A 22,839-nucleotide genomic window follows, 5' to 3' on the forward strand; every position below is an offset into this window, starting at 1 on the left:
ACCGATGTCCATGAGTGAGACCGCCACACGTCTGGCTGAGCCCGCCGCTTCGTCGCCCCGGAAGGCGAAACCCCAGAATGGGAAAGAACAGCAGGGGCATACCTCGGTCCTGACCCTTTCCTGCCCAGAGCGCCCCGGCATCGTCCAGGCCGTCACGGGCTTCCTGTACGAGCACGGCTTCGACATCGTCGAGCACCAGCAGTTCGACGACCGCGAGCGCGGGGCCTTCTTCCTCCGCACCGCGTTCTCCTCGGAATCGCCCGTCGACGCCTCGAAGCTCGAAGAAGAGTTCCGGGCCACAGCCAGCAAGTTCGAGATGGACTTCTCGTTCCACGACGAGACGAAGCCCCGGCTCCTCGTCATGGTGTCCAAGCTCGGGCACTGCCTCAACGACCTCATCTTCCGCTGGCGGGCAGGCACGCTCGGCGGCGAGATCGCGCTCGTGGTGTCCAACCACGAGGACCTCCGGCCGATGGCCGAGGCCGCGGGGCTGGAGTTCGTGCACGTTCCGCTGACCCCCGAGACGAAGCCCGAGGCCGAGGCACGGCTCCTGGCGCTCATCGACGAGCACAGCATCGACCTCGTCGTCCTGGCGCGCTACATGCAGATCCTCTCCGACGAGCTCACGACGGCGCTCAAGGGCCGCGCGATCAACATCCACCACTCGTTCCTGCCGGGCTTCAAGGGCGCCAAGCCGTACCATCAGGCCTACGAGCGCGGGGTCAAGCACGTGGGAGCGACCGCGCACTACGTCACGGCGGACCTCGACGAGGGCCCGATCATCGAGCAAGAGGTCCTCCGCGTCGACCACACGTACCACCCGCAGACTCTCGCGACGGTCGGGCAGGACGCCGAGTGCCTTGCGCTCTCGCGCGCCGTCCGGTGGCACTGCGAGCACCGCATCCTCCTCGACGGCGCGAGCACCGTCGTCTTCCGCTAAGCCGGCACCCGCACCCCGCCTCAAGACCCGCCCACCGCAGAAAGGGCCATCATGACCAACTCCTCGCGCGTCGTCATCATCGGCGCAGGCATCGTCGGAACCAACGTCGCGGACGAGCTCGTCCAGCGGGGCTGGACGAACATCACGGTTCTGGACCAGGGCCCGCTCGACATGCCCGGTGGCTCGACGTCCCACGCCCCGGGCCTCGTGTTCCAGACCAACGCGTCGAAGACCATGAGCCTCTTCGCGAAGTACACCGTGCAGAAGCTCCTCTCCCTCGACTGCTTCAACCAGGTCGGCGGCCTCGAGGTCGCCACGACCGAGGCCCGCTACGAGGACCTCAAGCGCAAGCTCGGCTACGCCCAGTCGTGGGGCATCGAGGCGCGGCTCGTCGACGCGGCCGAATGCAAGCGGATCTACCCGCTCCTCAACGAGGAGATCGTGCTCGGCGGCCTGCACATCCCGAGCGACGGTCTCGCCCTCGCGGCCCGCTCCGTCCAGCTGCTCATCGAGCGGACCCGCGAGGCGGGGGTCGTCTACCTCGGCTCGACCCCGGTCACCGGCGTGGAGCACGACGGCGGTCGGGTCACCGGAGTGCAGACGCCCGGCGGCGTGATCCCGGCTGACATCGTCATCTCCTGCGCGGGCTTCTGGGGCGTCGAGGTCGGCGCGATGGTCGGGATGCAGATCCCGCTCCTGCCGCTCGCGCACCAGTATGTCAAGACGGGCCCGGTCCCCGAGCTCAAGGGCCGCAACGAGCTCCCCAACGGCGCCACCCTCCCGATCCTCCGCCACCAGGACCAGGACCTCTACTACCGCGAGCACGGCGAGCGCTACGGCATCGGCTCGTACGCCCACCGCCCCATGCCCGTCGTCGCGGCGGACCTCGGCCTCACGCCGAAGCACGTCGACGAACACAACATGCCCTCGCGACTCGACTTCACGTTCGAGGACTTCGCCGAGCCGTGGGAGGCCTCGAAGGAGATCCTTCCCGGGCTGCGCGAGGCCGAGATCGAGGACGGCTTCAACGGGATCTTCTCGTTCACCCCGGACGGCGGCCCGATCGTGGGCCAGTCGCGGGATGTCGAGGGCTTCTACGTTGCCGAGGCCGTGTGGGTCACCCACTCAGCAGGCGTGGCGCGCGCCGTCGCCCAGCTCCTCACGGACGGAGCCTCCGAGATCGACCTCGGCGAGTGCGACGTCGACCGCTTCGAGGACGTCCAGCTCGCCCCCTCCTACGTGAGCGAGACGTCGCAGCAGAACTTCGTGGAGATCTACGACGTGCTGCACCCGCTCCAGCCCAAGGAATCCCCGCGCAACCTCCGCGTGAGCCCGTTCAACGCGCGCCACCGCGAGCTCGGCGGCTACTTCCTCGAAGGGGCCGGCTGGGAGCGCCCGTACTGGTTCGAGGCCAACGCCGCACTCCTCGACGAGCTCCCCGCCGAGTGGCAGCCGCCGGCCCGGGACTCGTGGTCCGCGCGCTACAGCTCCCCCATCGCCGCGGTCGAGGCCTGGAAGACGCGCACGGCCGTCGCCATGTATGACATGACGCCGCTCAAGCGCCTCGAGATCTCCGGACCCGGCGCCGTCGCCCTCCTCCAGAGGCTCACGACCGGTGACGTCGCCAAGAAGCCCGGCGCCGTCACCTACTGCCTCCTCCTGAACGACCACGGCGGCATCCGCAGCGACATCACGGTCGCGCGCCTCGACGAGGAGACGTTCCAGGTCGGCGCCAACGGCAACATCGACCTCGCGTACTTCACGCGCGAAGCGCGCCGCCAGCGCGCGGAGGACCCGACCCAGTGGGCCCAGGTCCGCGACATCACGGGCGGCACGTGCTGCATCGGCCTGTGGGGCCCGCTCGCCCGCGAGGTCGTCTCCGCGATCAGCAGCGACGACTTCTCGAACGACGGCCTGCGCTACTTCCGCGCCAAGAAGGCCACGATCGGCGGGGTGCCGGTGACGGTCATGCGCCTCTCCTACGTCGGCGAGCTCGGCTGGGAGATCTACACGACGGCGGACAACGGCCAGCGGCTGTGGGACGTCCTGTGGGCTGCCGGCCAGCCGCACGGCATCGTCGCCGCGGGCCGTGCGGCGTTCAGCGCGCTCCGGCTCGAGAAGGGCTACCGCTCGTGGGGCACGGACATGACCACCGAGCACGACCCGTACGAGTCCGGCCTCGGCTTCGCGGTCAAGACCGCGAAGGAGAGCTTCGTGGGCAAGTCGGCCATCGAGGGCTGGACCGAGGACACGCCGGGGCGGCGGCTCCGCTGCCTCACGGTCGACGACGGCCGCTCGATGGTGCTGGGCAAGGAACCGGTGTTCTACAAGGACGAGCCCGTGGGCTACGTCACGAGCGCCGCGTACGGGTACTCGATCGGCAAGCCCATCGCGTACGCGTACCTCCCGAGCACGGTCACCGAGGGCGACGCCGTGGAGATCGAGTACTTCGGCGCACGCGTCCGGGCGACCGTCACGCCTGAGCCGCTCTTCGATCCGGAGATGAAGCGCCTGCGCGGCTGAGTCCCTGCCGCCGAAGTGCATCTGGTGGCCCGAGCCTCACGGTTCGGGCCACCTTCTCGTTGTTGCATAATTTTCATCTTGTTGCGAAAAGCTCACTGTCGTGCCGATCTCATCTGGCAGAATCACGTCATGGGGAAGATACCCGAGTCTGAGGAACCGGACGAAGGACGATCCGCGAACGGCGTCCAAGCCGTCGATCGGGTAGTCCGCGCCCTCGAGATCCTCGCCAAGGAAGGAAGCGCCGCCGTCGGCGACATGGCCGAACGCATGGGCGTGCACAAATCGACCGCGTCGCGGATCCTCGGCGCGCTCGAAACCCACGGCTTCGTGCAGCAGAGCGCGCGCCGCGGGAAGTACCAGCTCGGGGTGGGCCTGCTCCGCGTGGCGAGCTCGATCCCGCGCAGGCTCAGCCTCGTCCACACGGCACGCCCGGTCCTCGAAGACCTTGCGCAGCGGTACGGCGAGACCGTCAACCTCGCGGTGCGCCGCGACGTCTACGCCGTGAACGTCGACCAGGCGCTGGGCGCGGCGAACCTCGCGAGCTTCGACTGGATCGGCAACCTGACCCCCCTCTACGCGACGTCGAGCGGAAAGGTCTTCCTCGCGTATCTCCACACGACCGAGCGGGACGAACTGCTCCGGGGCGTCGAGCTCAAGGCCCTCACGCCGCTCACGCTCGACCGCGAGCGCCTCGAGCGCGAGCTCCCCGTGATCGTCGAGCGCGGCTACGCGTCGACGCGCGGCGAACTCGAGGACGGACTCAACGCGATCGCCGCGCCCGTGTTCGGCCACGCGGGGGATCTCATCGGCGCGGTGAGCGTCTCCGGGCCCGCCTTCCGCTTCGACCCGTCAGATCCCGAGGTGATCAAAGCGGTCGTCGCCGCCGGCAGGGAGATCACCGAGCTCATGGGCGGGCCCGCGCACACCGAGTAGGGCCTCAGACACGCGTGAGGGGCGCCACCGACTTCGCGTCGGTGGCGCCCCTCACGTGGGTCTAGCGGCTCAGATGATGGCGGACTTGAGCTCGTACGCGGCCTTCGCCGGGTCCGCAGCACCGTAGATCGCGCCGCCCGCGACGGCGACGTCGGCGCCGGCCCGCTGGACCGAGGCGATCGTCGCGGCGTTGACGCCGCCGGCCACGGAGAACGGCACGCGCGCCTTCTCGCCGGCCGTCAGCAGGACGCTGAGGTCGTAGCCGGGCTTGGCCTGCTCGTCCAGGCCGGCGTGGAACTCGACGTACTTGGCGCCGAGCGCACGAGCCTCCTGGGCGCGCGTGACCTTGTCCGCGACCCCGATGAGGTCCACGACAACGCCCTTGTTGTGGGCGCGGGCAGCCTTGACCGCGCCGGCAATCGTGGAATCGTCCGCTCCGCCCAGCACCGAGACCAGGTCGGCACCCGCAGCGAACGCGAGCTCGGCCTCGAGCTCGCCGGCATCCATGGTCTTCAGGTCTGCGAAAACCACCTTGTCGGGATGCGCCTGCTTGATGGCCGTCACCGCGGCGAGGCCCTCGTTCTTCACGAGCGGCGTGCCGAGCTCGATGATGTCCACGTGCTCGGCGACCTTCTCGGCCAGGGCCAGGGCCTCGTCGATGGTCAGGACGTCCATGGCGACCTGCAGCTTCATGTTCTTCTCCTTCTTGTTGCGGTCTTGTGCGGTTGGGTGGGTTGGCTATTCAAGGTTGGCGTGACGGAGCCAGAGCTCCTCGGCGGGCGTGCCGTCCGCGTCCCAGAGGCTCTGGAAGACGGCTTCCGTGGCGAGCAGGAGCACCTGCTCGAAGAGGCTGCCGGCGTACTGGCACGAGACCGTCGAGCCGTGGTCCGTCTTCCGCGCGGCGGGGATGACGACGACGGCGTCCGCGCGTGAGGCGAGCGGCGACTCGGGGGCGGTCGTGTAAACCGCGATCTTGGCCCCGACGGCCGCGGCCGTGCTGGCCGCCTTGACGACGCCGGCGGTGGTCCCGGATCCCGACGCTGCGATGAGCAGGTCTCCCGCGCTGATGGCCGGCGTGGTCGTGTCGCCCACGACGTGGACGCCGAGGCCGAGATGCATGAGGCGCATGGCGGCCATCCGCAGCACGAGGCCGCTCCGGCCTGCGCCCACGACGAAGACGCGCGGCGCCTCCCAGACGAGGCGCGCGACGTCGGCCAGCTGGCCACGGTCGAGATGGCCCGCCGTCGAGGAGATCTCGTCAAGGATCTGCGTGAGGTTCTCGTGAAGCCCCTCGGAGGTCGCGGGGCTCGACGGCGTCTCGTCTTCCTGGGTCGCCTCGCTTGCAAGATCCTGGGTCATGGTGGCTCCTTCGGGTTCCGCGCCTTCGGGGTTCCGGCGTCCGGGGCTTTCACGGGCTTGCATTCCAGCATGGCCAGCACGAATGGGTGGGGTAACTGCCCGGCGGTACGGTCTTGCCCACCCCTTCGGGTAGGTGGTTGACTGAGCCGATGACCGAGCCCGCGCTGACCGATCCGGCCGTGCCCGAGGCAGTGGCGCTCCTCGACGCCGCCGCCGAGATCGCCGACTCCCCTCTTCTTCAGATCGCGGAGAACCTGCGCCGGCGGGTTTCGGCCTACATCCGCTGCACGGCACTCGTGATCTTCACCGAGGACTGCACGGGCCGGCCGCAGAAGAAAGCCGGAGCCGAAGAGATCATCAGCCTGGTCTCGATCGAAGAGCTCGACCGGGTCAGGGCCTCGCTCCCCGACCTCGAGCCGCGATGGAGCGACGAACGCATCGCCGGCCAGCTTCTTCCCGTGCTCGTGATGCGCTCGACCACGAACGCGCTGCTCGTGCTCACGCACCCCTCACTGGCGCCGGGGCGACGCGAAGAACAGGCCCTCCCCCTCCTCGAGCGCCTGTGGGGCATCGCGGCCGCACGGATCCGCGACAAGGTGGCGGAAGCCCCGCCGTCGTACTTGCGCGAGTCCCGGGCTGCGTCAGCGGAGCGGGCGCGCCTCACCGCCGAACTCACCGACCAGCATTCGACGACGCTTGAGACGCTGCTCTCCGCGCTGCGGTCGCCGCACGAGACGGACGCGTCTGCCCGACGGGCCGCGACCGAGCTTGCCGCCGCGGCCCTCGTGAGCCTGCGCGCATCGGCGGATCGCACGGCGGCGCTCCTCGAGGAGCCGGTCGTCAAGGCGTTCGAGCGGCTTCGCGCCGATCTGCGGCCGCTTGAGCGCTTCGGCGGGATCGACCTGCAGTTCGTCGAGCCGCCGGCGGACGGCCGGGCCCTGCCGGGCGAGGTGGCCCACGCGGCGCGGGCGGTCGTGCGCTCGCTCGTGCTCGCCATGGTCGAGCAGGACGGCGTGAGCCGAATCCGGGTTCAGTGGGACTGCGACGGCACCAATCTGCTCGTCAACATCAGGGACGACGGCGAAGGCCGGCTTTCGCTGGCCGAGGACGGCATGCGCCGCATCGAGCAGCGCGTCGAGGCGCTCGACGGCCACCTCAGGCTCGAGGTCATGGCGGGCTGGGGGTCTGACGCGTTCGTGTCGCTCCCGCTCGATCCCCCGGCCCCGCCGTCCCCCGAGGCCGCGGCGTGGGGCCTCGGACGGCGGGAAGAAGAGGTGCTGCGCCTCCTCGCCGCAGGGCTGCGGAACCGGACGATTGCCGCGGAACTGCACGTCAGCGAGAACACCGTGAAGTTCCATGTGCGGAACGTCTTCCGCAAGCTCGGCGTGACCTCACGGGCCGAGGCCGTCGCGCTGGCGAACGAGGCGAGCGCGCGAAAGTAGGGGCGGCTGGGAGGGGGAAGGCAGGGGCGCCCGGGAAGGAAGCCGCTCAGAGCACGTCGCGGATCGCCATCTCAAAGCTCTTGACGTGCTCGAGGGTGAGGCTTTCCGCGGTGTCGGCGTCGCCGTCCGCGACGGCCTCAAGGAGCCGGGTGTGCTCGCGGACGTGGTGGGCGAGGTCGGGCAGCCGATCGATCACGAGGCACCAGATGCGGGTCGCGAGGTTGTCGTAGCGGACGAGCACGTCCTCGAGGTGGGAGTTTCCCGCCGCCTGGTAGATGAGCTTGTGCACCGACATGTCGACGCGCATGAGGGTCGTGCGGTCGCCGCTGCTGTCGAGCCGGCTGATCTCCTTGGCCTTGGCCCGCAGCTCGGCCCGCATCTGCGCCCCGGCGTTCTCGGCGGCGCGGCGCGCGGCGAGCGGTTCGAGCAGTTCCCGGATCTCCGAGATGGCGGCGAGCTCGGTGATGTCGACGACGGTCGCGAACGTTCCGCGGCGGGGGTACGTCACCACGAGATGGTCCGTCTCGAGCCGCTTGAGCGCCTCGCGCACGGGAGTCCGCCCGACGCCGAGCTCCGCGGCGAGCTGCCCATCATTGATGGGCTCCCCGGGCCGGATCTCGAGCATGATGAGCTTGTCCTGCAGGCGCTGATAGGCGAAGTCAGCGAGCGAGAGCCCCGCCCTCGATTCCCCCGATGCGAGCGCTTCCTGCAGCGTCATTGCCAGCCTGCCTTCCCTGTTTCCCGATGGTTGACTTCTCCTCTGGGCTCAATCATACTCGTCGAAAGACATTGATATATCAGTGTGATACTAGTTTGGATCTACTCCCCTAGGAGGAGGCGAGATGGCTGATGTCCTGACCCGTTCGCTCGCGGAGACCGACCCGGAAGTCCACGCCGCGATTGCGGATGAATTGGGCCGACAGCGCGGCACACTCGAGATGATCGCGTCGGAGAACTTCGCCCCGACCGCGGTCATGGAGGCGCAGGGCTCCGTCCTGACTAACAAGTATGCAGAGGGCTATCCAGGACGCCGCTACTACGGCGGGTGCGAGAACGTCGACGTCATCGAGCAGCTCGCCATCGACCGGGTCAAGGCCCTCTTCGGCGCGGAGTTCGCGAACGTCCAGCCACACTCGGGCGCGCAGGCGAACGCCGCGGCCATGTTCGCGCTGCTCGAGCCGGGCGACACGATCCTCGGCCTCTCCCTCGCCCACGGCGGCCACCTCACGCACGGGATGAAGATCAACTTCTCGGGCCGCCTCTACAAGGTGGTCCCCTACGAGGTGAGCCCCACGGACTTCCTCATCGACATGGCGGAGGTCGAGCGGCTCGCGCTCGAGCACCGGCCCAAGCTCATCGTCGCCGGCTGGTCGGCCTACTCGCGTCAGCTCGACTTCGCCGAGTTCCGCCGGATCGCGGACCTCGTGGGCGCGTACTTGATGGTCGATATGGCGCACTTCGCGGGACTCGTTGCGGCGGGGCTCCACCCGAACCCGGTCCCGCACGCGGACATCGTGACGACGACGACGCACAAGACCCTGGGCGGTCCGCGCGGCGGCGTGATCTTCACGAACAGCCCCGAGCTCGCGAAGAAGATCAACTCCTCGGTGTTCCCGGGTCAGCAGGGCGGCCCGCTCGAGCACGTCATCGCGGGCAAGGCAGTCGCCTTCAAGCTCGCCGCCGAGCCCGCCTTCCGCGAGCGTCAGGAGCGCACACTCGCGGGCGCGCGCATCATCGCCGAGCGCCTCCTCGAGGACGACGTCGCAGCTGGCGGCGTCTCGGTCGTGAACGGCGGCACCGATGTCCACCTCGTGCTCGTGGACCTGCGGAACTCGGACCTCGACGGCCAGCAGGGCGAGGACCGCCTGCACCGCATCGGGATCACGGTGAACCGCAACGCCGTGCCGTTCGACCCGCGCCCGCCGATGGTCTCCTCCGGCCTGCGCATCGGCACCCCTGCTCTGGCCACCCGCGGTTTCGGCGAGGCCGAGTTCCGCGAGGTCGCGGACATCATCGCCACCGCGCTCAAGCCCGGCTTCGACGACGAACTGGCGGGGGCGCTTCGCACCCGAGTCCAGGCCCTCGCGGACCAGCACCCCCTCTACCCGAACCTCAGCATCAACGAGTCGAACCTCATCTCGAACGGAGCCCTGTGATGGCGGACCTCCTGCCCGAGCACCCGGATTTCCTGTGGCGCAACCCGGACCCCAAGCCCTCGTATGACGCCGTGATCGTGGGCGGCGGCGGGCATGGCCTCGCCACCGCGTACTACCTCGCCAAAAACCACGGGATGACCAACATCGCCGTGCTTGAGCGCGGCTGGCTAGCGGGCGGCAACATGGCCCGCAACACGACGATCATCCGCTCGAACTACCTGTGGGACGAGTCCGCGGCCATCTACGAGCACTCGCTCAAGCTCTGGGAGACCCTCCCCGACGAGCTCGAGTACGACTTCCTCTTCAGCCAGCGCGGCGTCATGAACCTCGCGCACACGCTCCAGGACGTGCGCGAATCGGTGCGCCGCGTGAGCGCGAACAAGCTCAACGGGGTCGACGCCGAATGGCTCGACGTGGACCAGGTCAAGGAACTCTGCCCGATCCTCAACACGAGCGACAAGATCCGCTACCCCGTGCTCGGCGCGACCTACCAGCCGCGCGCGGGCATCGCGAAACACGACCACGTCGCGTGGGCCTTCGCCCGCAAGGCGGACGAGCTCGGCGTCGACCTCATCCAGAACTGCGAGGTCACGGGCTTCGTCAAGGACGGCAACCGCGTGGTCGGCGTCCAGACGAACCGGGGCACGATCGCGACCGAGAAGGTCGCGCTGTGCGCGGCCGGCCACTCGAGCGTCCTCGCGAAGATGGCCGGCTTCGACCTCCCGATCCAGTCCCATCCGCTCCAGGCCCTCGTCTCGGAGCTCCACGAGATCGTGCACCCGACGGTCGTCATGTCGAACCACGTGCACGTGTACGTCTCGCAGGCGCACAAGGGCGAGCTCGTCATGGGCGCGGGCATCGACTCGTACAACGGCTACGGGCAGCGCGGCGCGTTCCACGTTATCGAGGAGCAGATGGCAGCCGCGGTCGAGCTGTTCCCGATCTTCGCGCGGGCGCACCTCCTCCGCACGTGGGGCGGGATCGTGGACGTCACGCTCGACGCCTCCCCGATCGTGGGCAAGAGCCCCGTCGAGAACCTGTTCGTCAACTGCGGCTGGGGCACCGGAGGCTTCAAGGGAACGCCCGGCGCCGGCTGGACCATGGCCCACACGATCGCCACCGGCGAGCCGCACCGACTCAACGCGCCCTTCGCCCTCGAGCGCTTCGTCACGGGGGCGCTCATCGACGAACACGGCGCGGCCGCCGTCGCCCACTAGCGCCGTCGCCGATTAATAAGGAGAGCCAGCGATGATCCTGATCAGCTGCCCGAACTGCGGGCCCCGCGACGAGACCGAGTTCCACTACGGCGGGCAGGCCCACGTCCCCTACCCCGAGGACCCGAACGCGCTCAGCGACGACGAGTGGGGCCGTTACCTTTTCTACCGCGAGAACACGAAGGGCCTCTTCGCCGAGCGCTGGGTCCATACGGGCGGATGCCGGAAGTGGTTCAACGCCGTCCGGGACACCGCCACGTACCGCATCGCCGCCATCTACCGCATGGGCGAGGCCAGCCCTGTTTCTTCACTCGCCTCCGGCGAGACCCGCCCAACCCACCCCGGAGGAGCCAAATGAGCCGCCAACCGTTCCGACTGCGCCAGGGCGGGCGCATCGACCGCTCGGTCGAGCTGCCGTTCACGGTAGACGGCCAGACGTACACGGGCCACCCGGGCGATACCGTCGCCTCCGCGCTCCTCGCGTCCGGGGTCATCGAGACGGCCCCGTCGCTGTACCTCAACCGTCCGCGCGGCATCGTCGCGGCGGGCGTCGAGGAGCCGAACGCGCTCCTCAAGGTCCGCCGCCCGGGCCACTCGGTCGCAGAGTCCATGCTGCCGGCCACGACCGTCGAGCTCGTCGGCGGGCTCGACGCCCAGTACCTCTCGGGCCTCGGGCAGCTCGACCCCGCAGACGATACGTCCGTCTACGACAAGAAGTACGTGCACACCGACGTCCTCGTCATCGGCGCTGGCCCGGCGGGGCTCGCCGCGGCGCGCGAGGCCGCCCAGACCGGCGCGCGCGTGATCCTCATGGACGACCAGCCCGAGCTCGGCGGCTCGCTGCTCTCCGAGCCGAACGCCACGGTCTCGACCGGAAGCGGCACAGCTCTCCCCGCTCTCGAATGGGTCGCGTCGGTCCGCGCGGAGCTCGACGCCGCGCCCGAGGTCACGGTCCTCACGCGCACCAACGCGTTCGGCAGCTACGACTCGAACTACGTCATCGCGCTCGAGAACCGCACGGACCACCTCGGCAGCCGCATCGAGAACCCCGCGCTCGCGAGCGTGTCCCGCCAGCGCGTGTGGCACGTCCGCGCGCAGCAGGTCGTGCTCGCGACCGGCGCGCACGAGCGCCCGATCGTATTCCGCAACAACGACCGCCCGGGCGTCATGCTCGCCTCGGCCGTGCGGACGTATCTCAACCGGTACGCCGTCGCTGCGGGCTCGCGCGTCGTCGTCTCGACGACGAACGACGGCGTCTACCCGCTCGTCGCCGAGCTCGCCGCGGCGGGCATCCAGGTCGCGGCCGTCGCGGACGCGCGCCCCGAGCTCTCCGATGCCGCGCAGGCAGCGGTGGCGAGCGGCGTCGTCGTCCTCTCCGGCTCGGCCGTCGTGAACACGGCCGGCGCCCCGCGGGTCACCTCGGCGACGGTGCAGACAATTGAGCGCGACGGCACGCCTTACGGTTCGCGCCAACAGATCCCCTGCGACCTCGTCGCAGTCTCGGGCGGCTGGAGCCCCGTGGTCCACCTGCACAGCCAGCGCCAGGGCAAGATCCGCTGGGACGACGAGCTTGCCGCGTTCGTGCCCTCGGGCGCGGTCGAGGGCCAGCAGATTGTGGGGTCGGCGCGCGGCAGCTATGCGCTCGAGGACGCGCTCGCGGAGGGAACCAACGCGGGAGCCGTCGCGGCGTTCAACGCGGGCTTCGTCACGGAGGGTGGCGCGCACGCGCTCTCGCTCGCGGCAACCGCCCCGCGCGTGCTCGGGACGACCCGGCCGCTCTGGGTGGTCCGGGACGACGACGGCACCCTCGCCGATCTCGGCGAGCACTTCGTGGACCTCCAGCGTGACCAGACCGTCCATGACGTCCTCCGCGCGACGGGCGCGGGCATGCGTTCCGTGGAGCACATCAAGCGGTACACGTCGATCAGCACCGCGAACGACCAGGGCAAGACCTCGGGCGTCAACGCGATCGGCGTCATCGCCGCCGCGCTCAACAACGGCGCGACGCCGGGCGAGATCGGCACCACGACGTACCGCGCGCCGTACGCACCGGTCGCGTTTGCGGCCCTCGCGGGTCGCGAGCGAGGGGACCTGTTCGACCCCGAGCGCCTCACGTCCATCCACGCATGGCACGTCGAGCACGGCGCAGAGTTCGAGCTCGTGGGCCAGTGGCTGCGCCCGTGGTACTACCCGCAGCCGGGCGAGTCGATGGACGAGGCCGTGCTGCGCGAGTGCGCGGCCGTGCGTGACTCCGTGGGCATGATGGACGCGACGACCCTCGGCAAGATCGAGATCTGGGGCACGGATGCGGGCGAGTTCCTCAACCGCATCTACACGAACGCGTTCAAGAAGCTCGCCCCCGGCTCGGCCCGCTACGGCGTCATGTGCACGCCGGACGGCATGATCTTCGACGACGGCGTGACCCTGCGCGTCGATGAGAACCGCTTCTTCATGACGACGACGACGGGCGGCGCCGCGCGCGTCCTCGACTGGCTCGAGGAGTGGCACCAGACCGAGTGGCCCGCGCTCGACGTGAACTTCACGTCCGTCACCGAGCAGTGGACCACGGTCGCCGTCGTCGGGCCCAAGTCCCGCGCCGTCATCGCCCGCATCGCGCCCGAGCTGGATCTCGACAACGAAGCGTTCCCATTCATGACGTTCCGCGAGACGACGCTCGCCTCGGGCATCCCCGCCCGCGTGTGCCGCATCTCGTTCTCGGGCGAGCTGGCCTTCGAGGTCAACGTCTCGGGCTGGTACGGCCAGCAGGTCTGGGAGGACATCGTCGAGGCGGGAGCGGAGTTCAACATCACCCCCTACGGCACCGAGACGATGCACGTGCTCCGCGCCGAGAAGGGCTACCCGATCGTGGGCCAGGACACGGACGGCACCGTGACGCCGCAGGACGCGGGCATGGAGTGGATCGTCTCGAAGGCGAAGGACTTCATCGGCAAGCGCTCGTACTCGCGTGTCGACACGGCGCGGACGGACCGCAAGCACCTCGTCTCGCTCCTCCCGGTCGACCCGACGTTCCGGCTGCCGGAGGGCACCCAGGTCGTCGAGTCGGGGATCACGGTCAACCCCGCGTACGGCCCCGTGCCGATGCTCGGCCACGTGACGTCGAGCTACCACTCGGCGGCGCTGGGACGGTCGTTCGCGCTCGCGCTCATCAAGAACGGCCGGAACCGCATCGGCCAGACCCTCGTCGCCCCCGTGGGCAACCAGCTCATCGATGTCGTCGTCGGCGACACCGTCCTCTACGACCCCGAAGGGAAGCGCCGCGATGGCTGAGACTCTCACGACCCGTAACAGCGCCCTCAGCACAGCAGACCTGCGTCGCAGCCCTGCCGCCCATCTCGCGGAGCGCTTCGCCGAGGCCGAGGTCACTGGGCCGTACGGGGTGTCGCTGCGCGAGGTGCCGTTCCTGACCATGGTCGGGCTTCGCGTGGCCCCGGGGTCGGAAGCGGCGCACCGGGTCGAGGCCCGTCTCGGCACGCCGCTTCCCGCCCGCGTCGGCGAGGTCGGCATCGGCACGGGCTGCTCGGTGCTGTGGCTGAGCCCCGACGAGTTCCTCGTCGTCTCGGCCGCGAACCCCACGGAGTTCACCGCGCGCCTCGTCCAGGCCCTCGGCAGCGAGCCGGGCTCCGCCGTCGACCTCTCCGCCAACCGCACGACGTTCGAGCTCGCGGGCCGCGCGGCCCGCGACCTCCTCGAGAAGGGCTGCCCGCTCGACCTGCACCCCCGGGCGTTCGCAGTCGGCGCCGCGTATGCCACCCAGCTCGGTCCCGTGCCGATCATCCTCTGGAAGACGGGCCCCGAGACGTACGAGATCTACCCGCGCGCGTCCTTCGCGGACTACCTCGGGCGCTGGCTCCTCGACGCGATGGCGGAATTCAGGGCGCTGGAGCTGCTCTGATGGCGCTCAGCGCGCTCGACATGTTCTCGGTTGGCATCGGCCCGTCGTCGTCACACACGGTCGGGCCGATGCGGGCCGCGGCACTCTTCATCGAGGGCCTCCGCTCGGAGGGGCTCCTCGGCGGCGTCGGGCGCGTGCAGGCCGAGCTCTTCGGCTCGCTCGGCGCCACCGGTCATGGGCACGGCTCGGACAAGGCCGTGATCCTGGGTCTGGAGGGCGAGCGGCCGGAGACCGTGGATACGGACGCGGCCGACGCGCGGGTCGCCCAAGCCTGCGCGGAAGGCAAGCTGCTTCTCGCGGGCGAGCGGCACATCGGGTTTTCGCGCGCGGACGATGTAGTGCTCCACCGCCGTCGAACGCTGCCGGCCCACCCCAACGGGATGGTCTTCAGGGCGTACGACGACGGCGGCGCCCTCCTGCGCGAGGCCACCTTCTATTCCGTGGGCGGCGGATTCGTCGTCGACGAGGACGCCGTCGGGGCGGACCGCATCGTCGAGGACTCGACGCCGCTGCCGTACCCGTTCACGACCGGGGCGCAGCTGCTCGCGCACTGCCGCCGCGAGGGCCTGCGAGTGAGCGACGTGATGCTCGCGAACGAGCTCGCGTGGCGCACCGAGTCCGAACTGCGCTCGGAGCTCCTGCACATCTGGGCGGTCATGAAGGAGTGCGTGCGCAACGGCTGCACGCGCACCGAGAAGCTCCTGCCCGGCGGGCTCAAGGTCCCGCGGCGGGCGCCGAAGCTGCTCGCCGACCTCGAAGCCGCCAACGACCAGACCGACCCGTTCCGGGCCATGGACTGGGTCAACCTGTTCGCGCTGGCCGTTAACGAGGAGAACGCGTCCGGTGGCCGGATCGTGACGGCACCCACGAACGGAGCGGCCGGGATCGTGCCGGCCGTCCTGCACTACTACTCGACGTTCGTGCCGGGCGCTGACGACGACGGCGTGGTCCGCTTCCTGCTCACGGCGGCGGCCGTCGGAATCCTCTTCAAGGAGAACGCCTCGATCTCGGGGGCCGAGGTCGGCTGCCAGGGCGAGGTCGGCTCGGCGTGCGCAATGGCGGCCGGCGGGCTGTGCGAGGTCTTGGGCGGGACGCCCGAGCAGGTCGAGAACGCCGCCGAGATCGGGATCGAGCACAATCTTGGGCTCACATGCGATCCCGTGGGCGGGCTCGTGCAGATTCCGTGCATCGAGCGGAATGCGGTCGCGAGCAACAAGGCCATCAACGCGGCGCGCATCGCGCTGCGCGGCGACGGAAGCCACAAGGTCTCCCTCGACAAGGCGATCAAGACCATGCGCGAGACCGGCGCCGATATGAAAGTCAAGTACAAGGAGACGTCCCGCGGCGGGCTCGCCGTCAACGTCATCGAGTGCTGATGCGAGAAAAGCGGGTGATTGGGCATGTTGTTGCAGGCCATCAAGACCGTGACGGGACGCGGACGGCGTGAGGACTGGTCCCAGCTGATCGGCCGCACCGTCGAGGTGTGGCTCGGAGGCCGGCTCGTGACCACGGGCGTCGTCGACGAGGCGACCGCGGACGACACCGTCGTGTGGATCGCCGCCCAGGGAATCCAGCGGCGCAAGCTCTACGACAAGCTGACGGGCTACGAGATCTGGGCCTGAGGCGGACCCATTCGCACGGCGGCGAGCTTGCGCCGGAGCAGCTGGCGACCGTTGCGCGGATGAGTCGGGTGGGTTTCCGCGTCATCACCGGGCACGACAAGACAGCCGCCCACGACGCCTGGGCGGAGCTTGCCGGTGACGACCTCCTCGTGATCCGGGGCCAGGAAATCGTCACCAGACCGGCTATCGGCCGGCGCTCGGCGTTGACCCAGGTCACGTAGTCGAATGGCGGCACGGTGTGCGCGATGGCGTGGCATGCACCTTTAAGTAGCGACGGCCGGAATCAGTGAGGCCCTGGAAACCTGCGGTAAACCAGTCAGCCATGCAAGCATGTCGAATATATATTCGATCATGGCTCATGATTGTTATGGTTTCGCGCACGCGCGAGCTGATCGAATTCTTCAGCGGACCTCGCCGGGGACCCAAGCCCTCGCGAATGGCCCCGATCAGGGGTTGACGCGCAAAAGCTCTTTGGCGAAGGCGAGGAGCTCGGAGGCAGTCTCTTCGCGGCGCAATGGCATCTCGTCCCAGACATCCAGCAGATACACGAGTCCAGTGAGCATGTCTGGCCGTCCGAGAGGGAACCAGCCGACGCGCTGCATCAGTCTGGACCCCTCGACGATGTCGAGCCCACCTTCCACAATCTCCCTGGCCCAGTGCTTGAGGAGGAATCTTGCGGCTTCCTCCTCGGGCTCACGGCGGGTGCCGAATTCTTCGCGGACGGCCTCCCACAGCGCTGCTGCGTCGGAGCGATCTCCCTTTGGAAGGCCCGCGAGTTCGCGAAGTGACGGACTGTCATACCCCAGGATGAGGAGTTCCGTGGCAAAGATCACGCGCTCGACGCTAGTGTCTGAGCATGCAGCGCTGCTCTCCAAGCGTCCGGCGCCGCCTGCCCAGGACGTCAACCGACCCGCTCTAGGCACCGGACTCGAGGGACTCTGGCAGCGCACGATAGGTCTCCGGCGCTTCCGAAAGTCATTGAGGCACGTCGTGGAAGTATTGGGCGACGTCGTAGTTGCCAATGAGCCTTGCCAGCCCGACTGGTGTCTGTCCGCTCGCATTGACGTGCAGCGGGTCCGCGCCGCGGGATCGGAGCAGACCAATCAGTTCGCCCCGACCTTTGGAATTGAACACCGCGACCCAAAGAGGCGTATTGCCGAAGGCGTTTGCTGCGTCCACCGTCGCCTCTGCATCGATCAGGGCAGCCGCCGCGGCAGGGGCGAACTCCTGCGCTGCGAGATGGAGTGGCGTGAAGCCCTGACGGTCGGCAACATCGGGCGATGTCCCCGCGGCGAGCAACCGTGCGATGGCCTCGGCATCGTTTTCCAGTGCCGCGTAATGGAGCGGAGAACGGCCGGCGGGGTCCATGCGCATGTTCAATCTGTGCTCTCGACGACGCCGAGGCGGGCGCGCCCTTCAGCCGGGCGGAAGTCGTAACCGATGGCCCGAGCACCCGTCCAATTGAGCCCCACGAGGATCCCGTCGCGTTCGAGCCCATCGATCCAGCGCGTGCGCCAGACGTCGATCGGTATGGCCACAGGCTCGAAGGCCCTGTAGGCGGGAACATTCGCGATGACCTTCTCTGCTCTGCTCTGGAGGGACCAGAACGGCATGCTGCGATCACCGTCGCTGTTGAGCAGGGCGGGGATGCCGCCCGAATCGCGGATCCCCCACACCTGACCGTTCTTGAGGATCTCTTTGTAGAAGACGGCTGCCTGCGCTGCGCTGACGCTCATGCCCGACACCCTATGACCTGCGGGCGCACAGGACGGGAAGGTCCGCCCCTGCAACACTTCAGCTAAGCAGATATCTAGTATCTATATTCGACCATGATGCTCTGGCGTGATAAACTTAGTCTATATCTTCGATTGATGTTGGGGGCATCGATGACTGCGGACGCGGACTCGAGTACGTCAGGCGCCTGGAGGGCCAGGCCTGAGACTTCCGGGGCGGTGATGCTGGTCCCTCGTCCGGGGTCGCTGCTTGAGGGCTCGCTCTGGCACCCGGACCCGTCGACACTCTCGGGCGAGGACGCACGACGGGCACTCGCAGATATCGGACAGGCACGGTCATTCTTGGCCGCCCTTGAGGCCCTCGCCGTGGAGCGCATCCGGCTCGCGAGCGAAGAGGAGGCCCGCGAGGTGGGCGCCCGCACCCAATCTGAGGGCCAGGCCGAGCGGTTCGGCGGTGACGTGGGCCGGGCGCTCGCGGTCTCCGAGGTAGCCGTCGCGGAAGGCATCAGCGAGTTCGCGGCCGCGAGGCTCGTGAACACGTCGGAGGCTCTGTGCGGACCGCAGATGGCCGTCCTGAGCTCGCTCGAGGGCGGCGTCCTGTCTGAGGCGCATGCTCGGGTCATCACAGACGAGACATCGACCCTGCCCGAGGCCGCGGCGGAGGAGTTCGGGATCGAGTGCCTGCGACGCCTCGAGACGCGCACCGGCCGGCGGCGCACGCCGGGCGAGTTCCGGAAAGCCGTGCGGGCCCTGCGCGAACGGCTCCACCCAGAATCGATCCGGGCCCGTCGGGTGCGGGCCGAGCGGGATCGTGGCGTGTGGATCAGGCCCGAACCGGACGGCATGTGCACTCTGACCGCGTTCCTCCCGGCGGAAATCGGCTTGGCCTCCTATAACCGCGTCGACGCCCTCGCCCGTGCTCGTCGGGATACCGCGTCAGGAGAAGGCCGTACGCTCCCCCAGCTCCGCGCCGACGAGCTGGCCGGCCTGCTCATGGGCGACGGCGGCTCCGATCACCGCGAGGGCACCACCGCCGGCGAAGGCACTTCCGCGGGCATCGGGCGAGAAGTGGCCCAGTCCGACATGCCACGCCCGGCGGCCGAGGTCGTCGTGCATATCTCCGCGGAGTCACTGATCGGGGTCACTGAGGAACCGGGCGAACTGGAAGGCTACGGGCCGATCGACGCCGAAACCGCCCGCGCCTTGGCCGTGACCGCACCGACGTGGCAGCTGCTGTCCAGAGGAGAAAACGGCGTACCCCTCTCCCTTGGCCGCACGGCGTACCGACCGCCGAAACGGCTGCGGCGCTTCATCGAGTACCGCGACGGCGTCTGCCAGTTCCCGACGTGTTCAAGTCCCGCATCGAAGGCCGAGATCGACCACCTCGCGGAATGGCAGGACGGCGGAACCACCGACGCGGAGAACCTCCAGGCGCTCTGCAGAAAGCACCACGCCCTCAAGAGCCTGCACTTGTGGAAACCCACGCGGCTCAAGGCCGAGGCCGACGCACGCCCTGGCGACATCCTCTGGGTTTCGCCGCTCGGGGCGCGAGTTCTCGGGGGACCCGTCGACCGGGAATTCGGGGCCGGGAAAGATCAGGAGCCCGAGGCAGCCGGAAGCTCTGAAATCGAGACCGCGAGAGACCCCGAACTCAAGTCAACGGAAAGCGCAGAGCGCGAGGCGGCTCCAAGCGCGGAGCCAGCATCGACCCAAAGCTCAGAGACAAGGACAACGGGAAGCCGGGAATCCGGGCCGGCTCCAGTCGCTGCTGAGCCGCCACCGTTCTAACCGGTGCTCCTGGCGCGCTGGTAACGTGCCCAGCTGCGTCGACCCTCAACCCCCTTGCGCGGCTCGCGCCGACCGCAAGGCTTCAGCACGCCGAAAAGCGCGTGGGCAGCAAGGTCGTGCGAGCCAAGGCATCGAGAACGCGTGCCCATCGTTCTGATACACCGTTGATATATCAGACCATCGTACGAGGGCGGAGTTGCGCTCATCAAGGCCATCCGAGGGCGCCAAACCACTTCGGGCGAACCTCTTGACACGGCCCTGTGAGTTGTCTCACTGTTGTGAATACCGCTTCTTGTTGCATTTACTGCAATTGACCGAATCCCCCACGGTGGTTGAGGAAACTCCATGAAGACTCTCGCGATTGTCGGCTCCTCCCTCGCAGGCCTCTCGGCCGCCCGCGCGGCGCGCTCCGAGGGCTTCGAGGGCCGACTCGTGCTCATCGGCGACGAGATCCACCGCCCGTACGACCGCCCGCCGCTCAGCAAGGACTTCCTGAGCGGGAAGGTCGGCGCCGAGAGCCTCGCGCTCGAGGATCCGGACCAAGACTTGGGCGTCGAGTGGCTTCTCGGGACGCGCGCCGAATCCTTCGATGCCGCGAGCAAGACCGTCGTCCTGGCTGACGGTCGCCGAGTCGAGGCCGACGGCGTCGTCCTCGCCACGGGCTCGACGGCACGCATGCTGCCCGGCTTCGAGGGATTCGAGAACGTCTACACGCTGCGCACGCTCGACGACGCTCAACTCCTCCGCGACGAGCTTCGCCCGGGAGCCAAGCTCCTCGTCGTCGGTGCGGGACTCATCGGCGCCGAAGTGGCGTCGACCGCGCGGGCCGCGGGAGTCGACGTCGTCCTCCTCGCCGGCGCGGGCGTTCCGCTCGGACGCAGCGTCGGGCCGAACATGGGCGACATCCTCGCGGGACTCCACGCCGTCAACGGCGTCGAGCTCATCCGGGGGGCGACCATCGTCGGCCAGCGCCACAACACCAAGCGGATCCACGCCGTCGAGCTTTCCGACGGGCGCGTCATTGAAGCCGACGCGGTCCTCCTCGCGGTCGGCGGGGAGCCTGCGACGGGTTGGCTCGAAGGCTCCGGAATCCATCTCTCCGACGGCGTCGTCTGTGACGACCACGGGCGAACAAACGTCCCGGGCGTCGTCGCCGTCGGCGACTGCGCGGCCTGGCACGACCGGCACCTCGGACGGTCCCACCGCCAGGGCCACTGGAACGCGGCACTTACGCAGCCCGCCCGTGCGATCAAGGCGCTCCTCGGTGTCCCCGACCCAGAACCGCTCGCGACTCTCCCCTACTTCTGGTCCGACCAGTACGGCGTCCGCATCCAGTTCAGCGGGCACGCAGAACTCGCCGACCGCGTCGAGATCGAGGAAGGCGACGCGACAACCCACAGCTTCCTGGCCGCGTACTACCGGGGCGACCAGCCCGTCGGAGTCCTCAGCAGCGCCCAGCCGAGGCTCTTCGCGAAGCGACGGCGCGAGATCGAACGGGCCCAGCGCAGCGTCACGACCGCCGAACTCTCCGCTAGCTGACGCCGCGCACTGAGCCGGCACCGACCACCGATCTTCACGAGACACGACTCACCACCTCAGAAGGGACGACATGACTACCTCGACTGATTCCACCGAGAAGCTCGCATCACAGGGCAGCGGTACCACGAAAATCTCGGAGAGCCTGATCTCGACACTGCCCGGCTCCACCTACGTGGATGAGGCCGTATTCCGCGCCGAGCAGGAGCGGATCTTCGAGCAGATGTGGTTCTGCGCGATCCGCTCTTCCGACCTCGAGAAGGCTGGTTCGTGGAAGACAGTCCAGATCGGCCGCGAGAGCGTGCTGATCTCGCGGACGCGCAAGGGCGAGATCCGCGCGTTCTACAACATCTGCCGCCACCGCGGCGTGAAGCTCTGCATGGAAGAGCAGGGCGAAGCCAGCCGCAACTTCCAGTGCCCGTACCACGCGTGGACGTACGACTTCGAGGGCAAGCTCATCGCCGCGCCCAACCTCACGAAGATGCCGGACATCGACCGGGACACGTACGGCCTTGCGAAGGTCCACATCCGCGAGTACCTCGGCTACGTGTGGGTCTGCCTTGCCGATGAGCCGCCCTCGTTCGAAGAGGACGTCATGGGCGCCATCGAAGAGCGCCTCGGCGACGTGCACAAGATCGACGGCTACGACGTCGCGAACCTGAGCCTCGGTCGGCGCATCCGCTACGACGTCAAGGCCAACTGGAAGCTCATCATCGAGAACTTCATGGAGTGCTACCACTGCGCCACGATCCACCCGGAGCTCACCGAGGTCCTCCCCGAGTTCGCCGACGGCCTCGCGGCGCAGTACTTCGTGGGCCACGGCGCCGAGTTCGGCGAGAATATCAAGGGCTTCACGGTGGACGGCTCCGAGGGCTTCGACCACCTCCCCGGCGTTGCCGAGGACCAGGACCGCCGCTACTACGCCATCACGATCAAGCCCACGGTGTTCGTGAACCTCGTTCCGGACCACGTCATCATCCACCGCATGTTCCCGCTTGCGACGGACCACACGATCGTCGAGTGCGACTGGCTGTACCTCCCCTCCGTCGTGGAGAGCGGCAAGGACGTCAGCGCCTCCGTGGAGCTGTTCCACCGCGTGAACCAGCAGGACTTCGACGCGTGCGAGCGCTGCCAGCCCGCCATGGGCTCCAAGATCTACGCCAAGGGCGGCGTGCTGGTTCCCAGCGAGCACCACATCGGTGCCTTCCACGACTGGGTCATGGAGCGCGTCGGGGAATTCGTCCCCGAAAGCTCCCACGGAACGCGAACGGAAGTCCGATGACAGCTGACGACATGATCCGAGCGTGCCCGCTCTCGCAGCTCGCGAGGGGTGACGCAATGCGTCTCGATACCCGTCCCCCGATCGCGCTGTTCCACACGGAAGATGGCGAGCTTTTCGCGGTCGACGACACCTGCACCCACCAGGACGCGTCCCTCGCGGACGGCTACGTCGAGGGGTGCGAGGTCGAATGCCCACTCCATGCCTCGAAGTTCGACCTGCGGACTGGCATGGTGGATGCACCACCCGCAAAACTGCCGGTCCGTGTGCACGCCGTCGAGGTTCGCGACGGGGACATTTACGTCAAGGAGTCCGACGAGGCACCCAACCTGCCGCCTGGAATCACGATCGACGGCCACGCCTAGAGCGCCCCGCGCGGGGGCCACGCCAAAGGAGCGACC

22 protein-coding genes are annotated in these 22,839 nt (G+C 68.6%); 16 read left to right on the top strand and 6 right to left on the bottom strand.

Features of this window, described 5'->3' with window-relative positions; translation table 11 throughout:
• Positions 1-10 precede the first annotated feature (10 nt).
• The 3 genes from purU to SPF06_RS03865 all read left to right on the top strand — a co-directional run bounded on the left by purU (position 11) and on the right by SPF06_RS03865 (position 4,396).
• Positions 11-940 carry a formyltetrahydrofolate deformylase gene (gene purU, locus SPF06_RS03855; RefSeq protein ID WP_428985697.1) on the top strand — a complete coding sequence of 310 codons (930 nt, stop codon included), beginning with the start codon at positions 11-13 and terminating at the stop codon, positions 938-940.
• Positions 941-991: 51 nt separating this feature from the next.
• Positions 992-3,463 carry a GcvT family protein gene (locus SPF06_RS03860; protein WP_323277594.1) on the top strand — a complete coding sequence of 824 codons (2,472 nt, stop codon included), beginning with the start codon at positions 992-994 and terminating at the stop codon, positions 3,461-3,463.
• A gap of 129 nt (positions 3,464-3,592) precedes the next feature.
• Positions 3,593-4,396: an IclR family transcriptional regulator gene (locus tag SPF06_RS03865; protein ID WP_323277596.1), complete on the top strand. Its 804-nt coding sequence runs from the start codon at positions 3,593-3,595 to the stop codon at positions 4,394-4,396.
• Between the two features lie 69 nt (positions 4,397-4,465).
• On the opposite strand, the gene hxlA is transcribed toward SPF06_RS03865, so the two are convergent.
• Positions 4,466-5,089: a 3-hexulose-6-phosphate synthase gene (hxlA, locus tag SPF06_RS03870; protein ID WP_323277597.1), complete on the bottom strand. Its 624-nt coding sequence runs from the start codon at positions 5,087-5,089 to the stop codon at positions 4,466-4,468.
• A gap of 45 nt (positions 5,090-5,134) precedes the next feature.
• A complete protein-coding gene (hxlB, locus tag SPF06_RS03875) occupies positions 5,135-5,755 on the bottom strand; it encodes a 6-phospho-3-hexuloisomerase (RefSeq protein WP_323277598.1) in 621 nt (206 codons plus the stop codon).
• A gap of 149 nt (positions 5,756-5,904) precedes the next feature.
• On the opposite strand from hxlB, the gene SPF06_RS03880 reads away from it, so the two are divergent.
• Entirely contained in the window at positions 5,905-7,197 is a 1,293-nt protein-coding gene (locus SPF06_RS03880; RefSeq protein WP_323277599.1) for a LuxR C-terminal-related transcriptional regulator, read from the top strand.
• A gap of 46 nt (positions 7,198-7,243) precedes the next feature.
• Here the strand turns inward: SPF06_RS03880 and SPF06_RS03885 are convergent, their stop codons facing one another.
• On the bottom strand, positions 7,244-7,915 hold the full coding sequence (locus tag SPF06_RS03885) for a GntR family transcriptional regulator (protein WP_323277600.1): 672 nt from the start codon (positions 7,913-7,915) through the stop codon (positions 7,244-7,246).
• Between the two features lie 124 nt (positions 7,916-8,039).
• Between SPF06_RS03885 and glyA the strand changes: the two genes are divergently transcribed.
• Genes glyA through SPF06_RS03925 form a run of 8 tightly spaced genes read left to right on the top strand, consistent with a single transcriptional unit; the run spans position 8,040 to position 16,323 of the window.
• On the top strand, positions 8,040-9,353 hold the full coding sequence (gene glyA / locus SPF06_RS03890; protein WP_323277601.1) for a serine hydroxymethyltransferase: 1,314 nt from the start codon (positions 8,040-8,042) through the stop codon (positions 9,351-9,353).
• Positions 9,353-10,570, top strand: coding sequence for a sarcosine oxidase subunit beta family protein (locus SPF06_RS03895; protein ID WP_323277602.1), 1,218 nt, complete (start codon positions 9,353-9,355; stop codon positions 10,568-10,570). Before glyA ends, SPF06_RS03895 begins: the two co-directional genes overlap by 1 nt.
• A 31-nt stretch (positions 10,571-10,601) precedes the next feature.
• Positions 10,602-10,925: a sarcosine oxidase subunit delta gene (locus tag SPF06_RS03900; RefSeq protein ID WP_323277604.1), complete on the top strand. Its 324-nt coding sequence runs from the start codon at positions 10,602-10,604 to the stop codon at positions 10,923-10,925.
• Positions 10,922-13,855, top strand: coding sequence for a sarcosine oxidase subunit alpha family protein (locus SPF06_RS03905; RefSeq protein WP_323277605.1), 2,934 nt, complete (start codon positions 10,922-10,924; stop codon positions 13,853-13,855). The genes SPF06_RS03900 and SPF06_RS03905 overlap by 4 nt, the downstream gene beginning before the upstream one ends.
• Positions 13,848-14,480 (top strand): sarcosine oxidase subunit gamma, encoded by a 633-nt coding sequence (locus SPF06_RS03910; RefSeq protein WP_323277606.1) that lies wholly within the window; start codon positions 13,848-13,850, stop codon positions 14,478-14,480. The genes SPF06_RS03905 and SPF06_RS03910 overlap by 8 nt, the downstream gene beginning before the upstream one ends.
• Complete coding sequence (locus tag SPF06_RS03915; RefSeq protein ID WP_323277607.1) at positions 14,480-15,856, top strand: L-serine ammonia-lyase; 1,377 nt, start codon at positions 14,480-14,482, stop codon at positions 15,854-15,856. The genes SPF06_RS03910 and SPF06_RS03915 overlap by 1 nt, the downstream gene beginning before the upstream one ends.
• 24 nt (positions 15,857-15,880) lie before the next feature.
• On the top strand, positions 15,881-16,102 hold the full coding sequence (locus SPF06_RS03920) for a hypothetical protein (protein ID WP_323277608.1): 222 nt from the start codon (positions 15,881-15,883) through the stop codon (positions 16,100-16,102).
• Positions 16,103-16,161: 59 nt separating this feature from the next.
• The gene (locus SPF06_RS03925) at positions 16,162-16,323 is read left to right on the top strand and encodes a hypothetical protein (protein ID WP_323277609.1); all 162 of its coding nucleotides are present in this window, start codon (positions 16,162-16,164) and stop codon (positions 16,321-16,323) included.
• Between the two features lie 225 nt (positions 16,324-16,548).
• On the opposite strand, the gene SPF06_RS03930 is transcribed toward SPF06_RS03925, so the two are convergent.
• The 3 genes from SPF06_RS03930 to SPF06_RS03940 all read right to left on the bottom strand — a co-directional run bounded on the left by SPF06_RS03930 (position 16,549) and on the right by SPF06_RS03940 (position 17,838).
• The gene (locus SPF06_RS03930; RefSeq protein ID WP_323277610.1) at positions 16,549-16,977 is read right to left on the bottom strand and encodes a hypothetical protein; all 429 of its coding nucleotides are present in this window, start codon (positions 16,975-16,977) and stop codon (positions 16,549-16,551) included.
• A 100-nt stretch (positions 16,978-17,077) separates the two neighbouring features.
• Positions 17,078-17,476 (bottom strand): ankyrin repeat domain-containing protein, encoded by a 399-nt coding sequence (locus SPF06_RS03935; RefSeq protein ID WP_323277611.1) that lies wholly within the window; start codon positions 17,474-17,476, stop codon positions 17,078-17,080.
• 2 nt (positions 17,477-17,478) lie between these two features.
• Entirely contained in the window at positions 17,479-17,838 is a 360-nt protein-coding gene (locus SPF06_RS03940) for a DUF2750 domain-containing protein (protein ID WP_323277612.1), read from the bottom strand.
• A gap of 219 nt (positions 17,839-18,057) precedes the next feature.
• On the opposite strand from SPF06_RS03940, the gene SPF06_RS03945 reads away from it, so the two are divergent.
• The 4 genes from SPF06_RS03945 (at position 18,058) to SPF06_RS03960 (ending at position 22,803) form a co-directional block, all read left to right on the top strand.
• Complete coding sequence (locus tag SPF06_RS03945) at positions 18,058-19,623, top strand: HNH endonuclease signature motif containing protein (protein WP_323277792.1); 1,566 nt, start codon at positions 18,058-18,060, stop codon at positions 19,621-19,623.
• 345 nt (positions 19,624-19,968) lie between these two features.
• Complete coding sequence (locus SPF06_RS03950; protein ID WP_323277613.1) at positions 19,969-21,162, top strand: NAD(P)/FAD-dependent oxidoreductase; 1,194 nt, start codon at positions 19,969-19,971, stop codon at positions 21,160-21,162.
• Positions 21,163-21,232: 70 nt separating this feature from the next.
• On the top strand, positions 21,233-22,441 hold the full coding sequence (locus SPF06_RS03955) for an aromatic ring-hydroxylating oxygenase subunit alpha (RefSeq protein ID WP_323277614.1): 1,209 nt from the start codon (positions 21,233-21,235) through the stop codon (positions 22,439-22,441).
• Positions 22,442-22,452: 11 nt separating this feature from the next.
• Positions 22,453-22,803, top strand: a complete 351-nt coding sequence (locus SPF06_RS03960) for a bifunctional 3-phenylpropionate/cinnamic acid dioxygenase ferredoxin subunit (RefSeq protein ID WP_323277793.1) — start codon at positions 22,453-22,455, stop codon at positions 22,801-22,803.
• Positions 22,804-22,839 lie beyond the last annotated feature (36 nt).

This window comes from Sinomonas terricola, from assembly GCF_034931225.1.
Classification (GTDB): Bacteria; Actinomycetota; Actinomycetes; order Actinomycetales; family Micrococcaceae; genus Sinomonas; species Sinomonas terricola.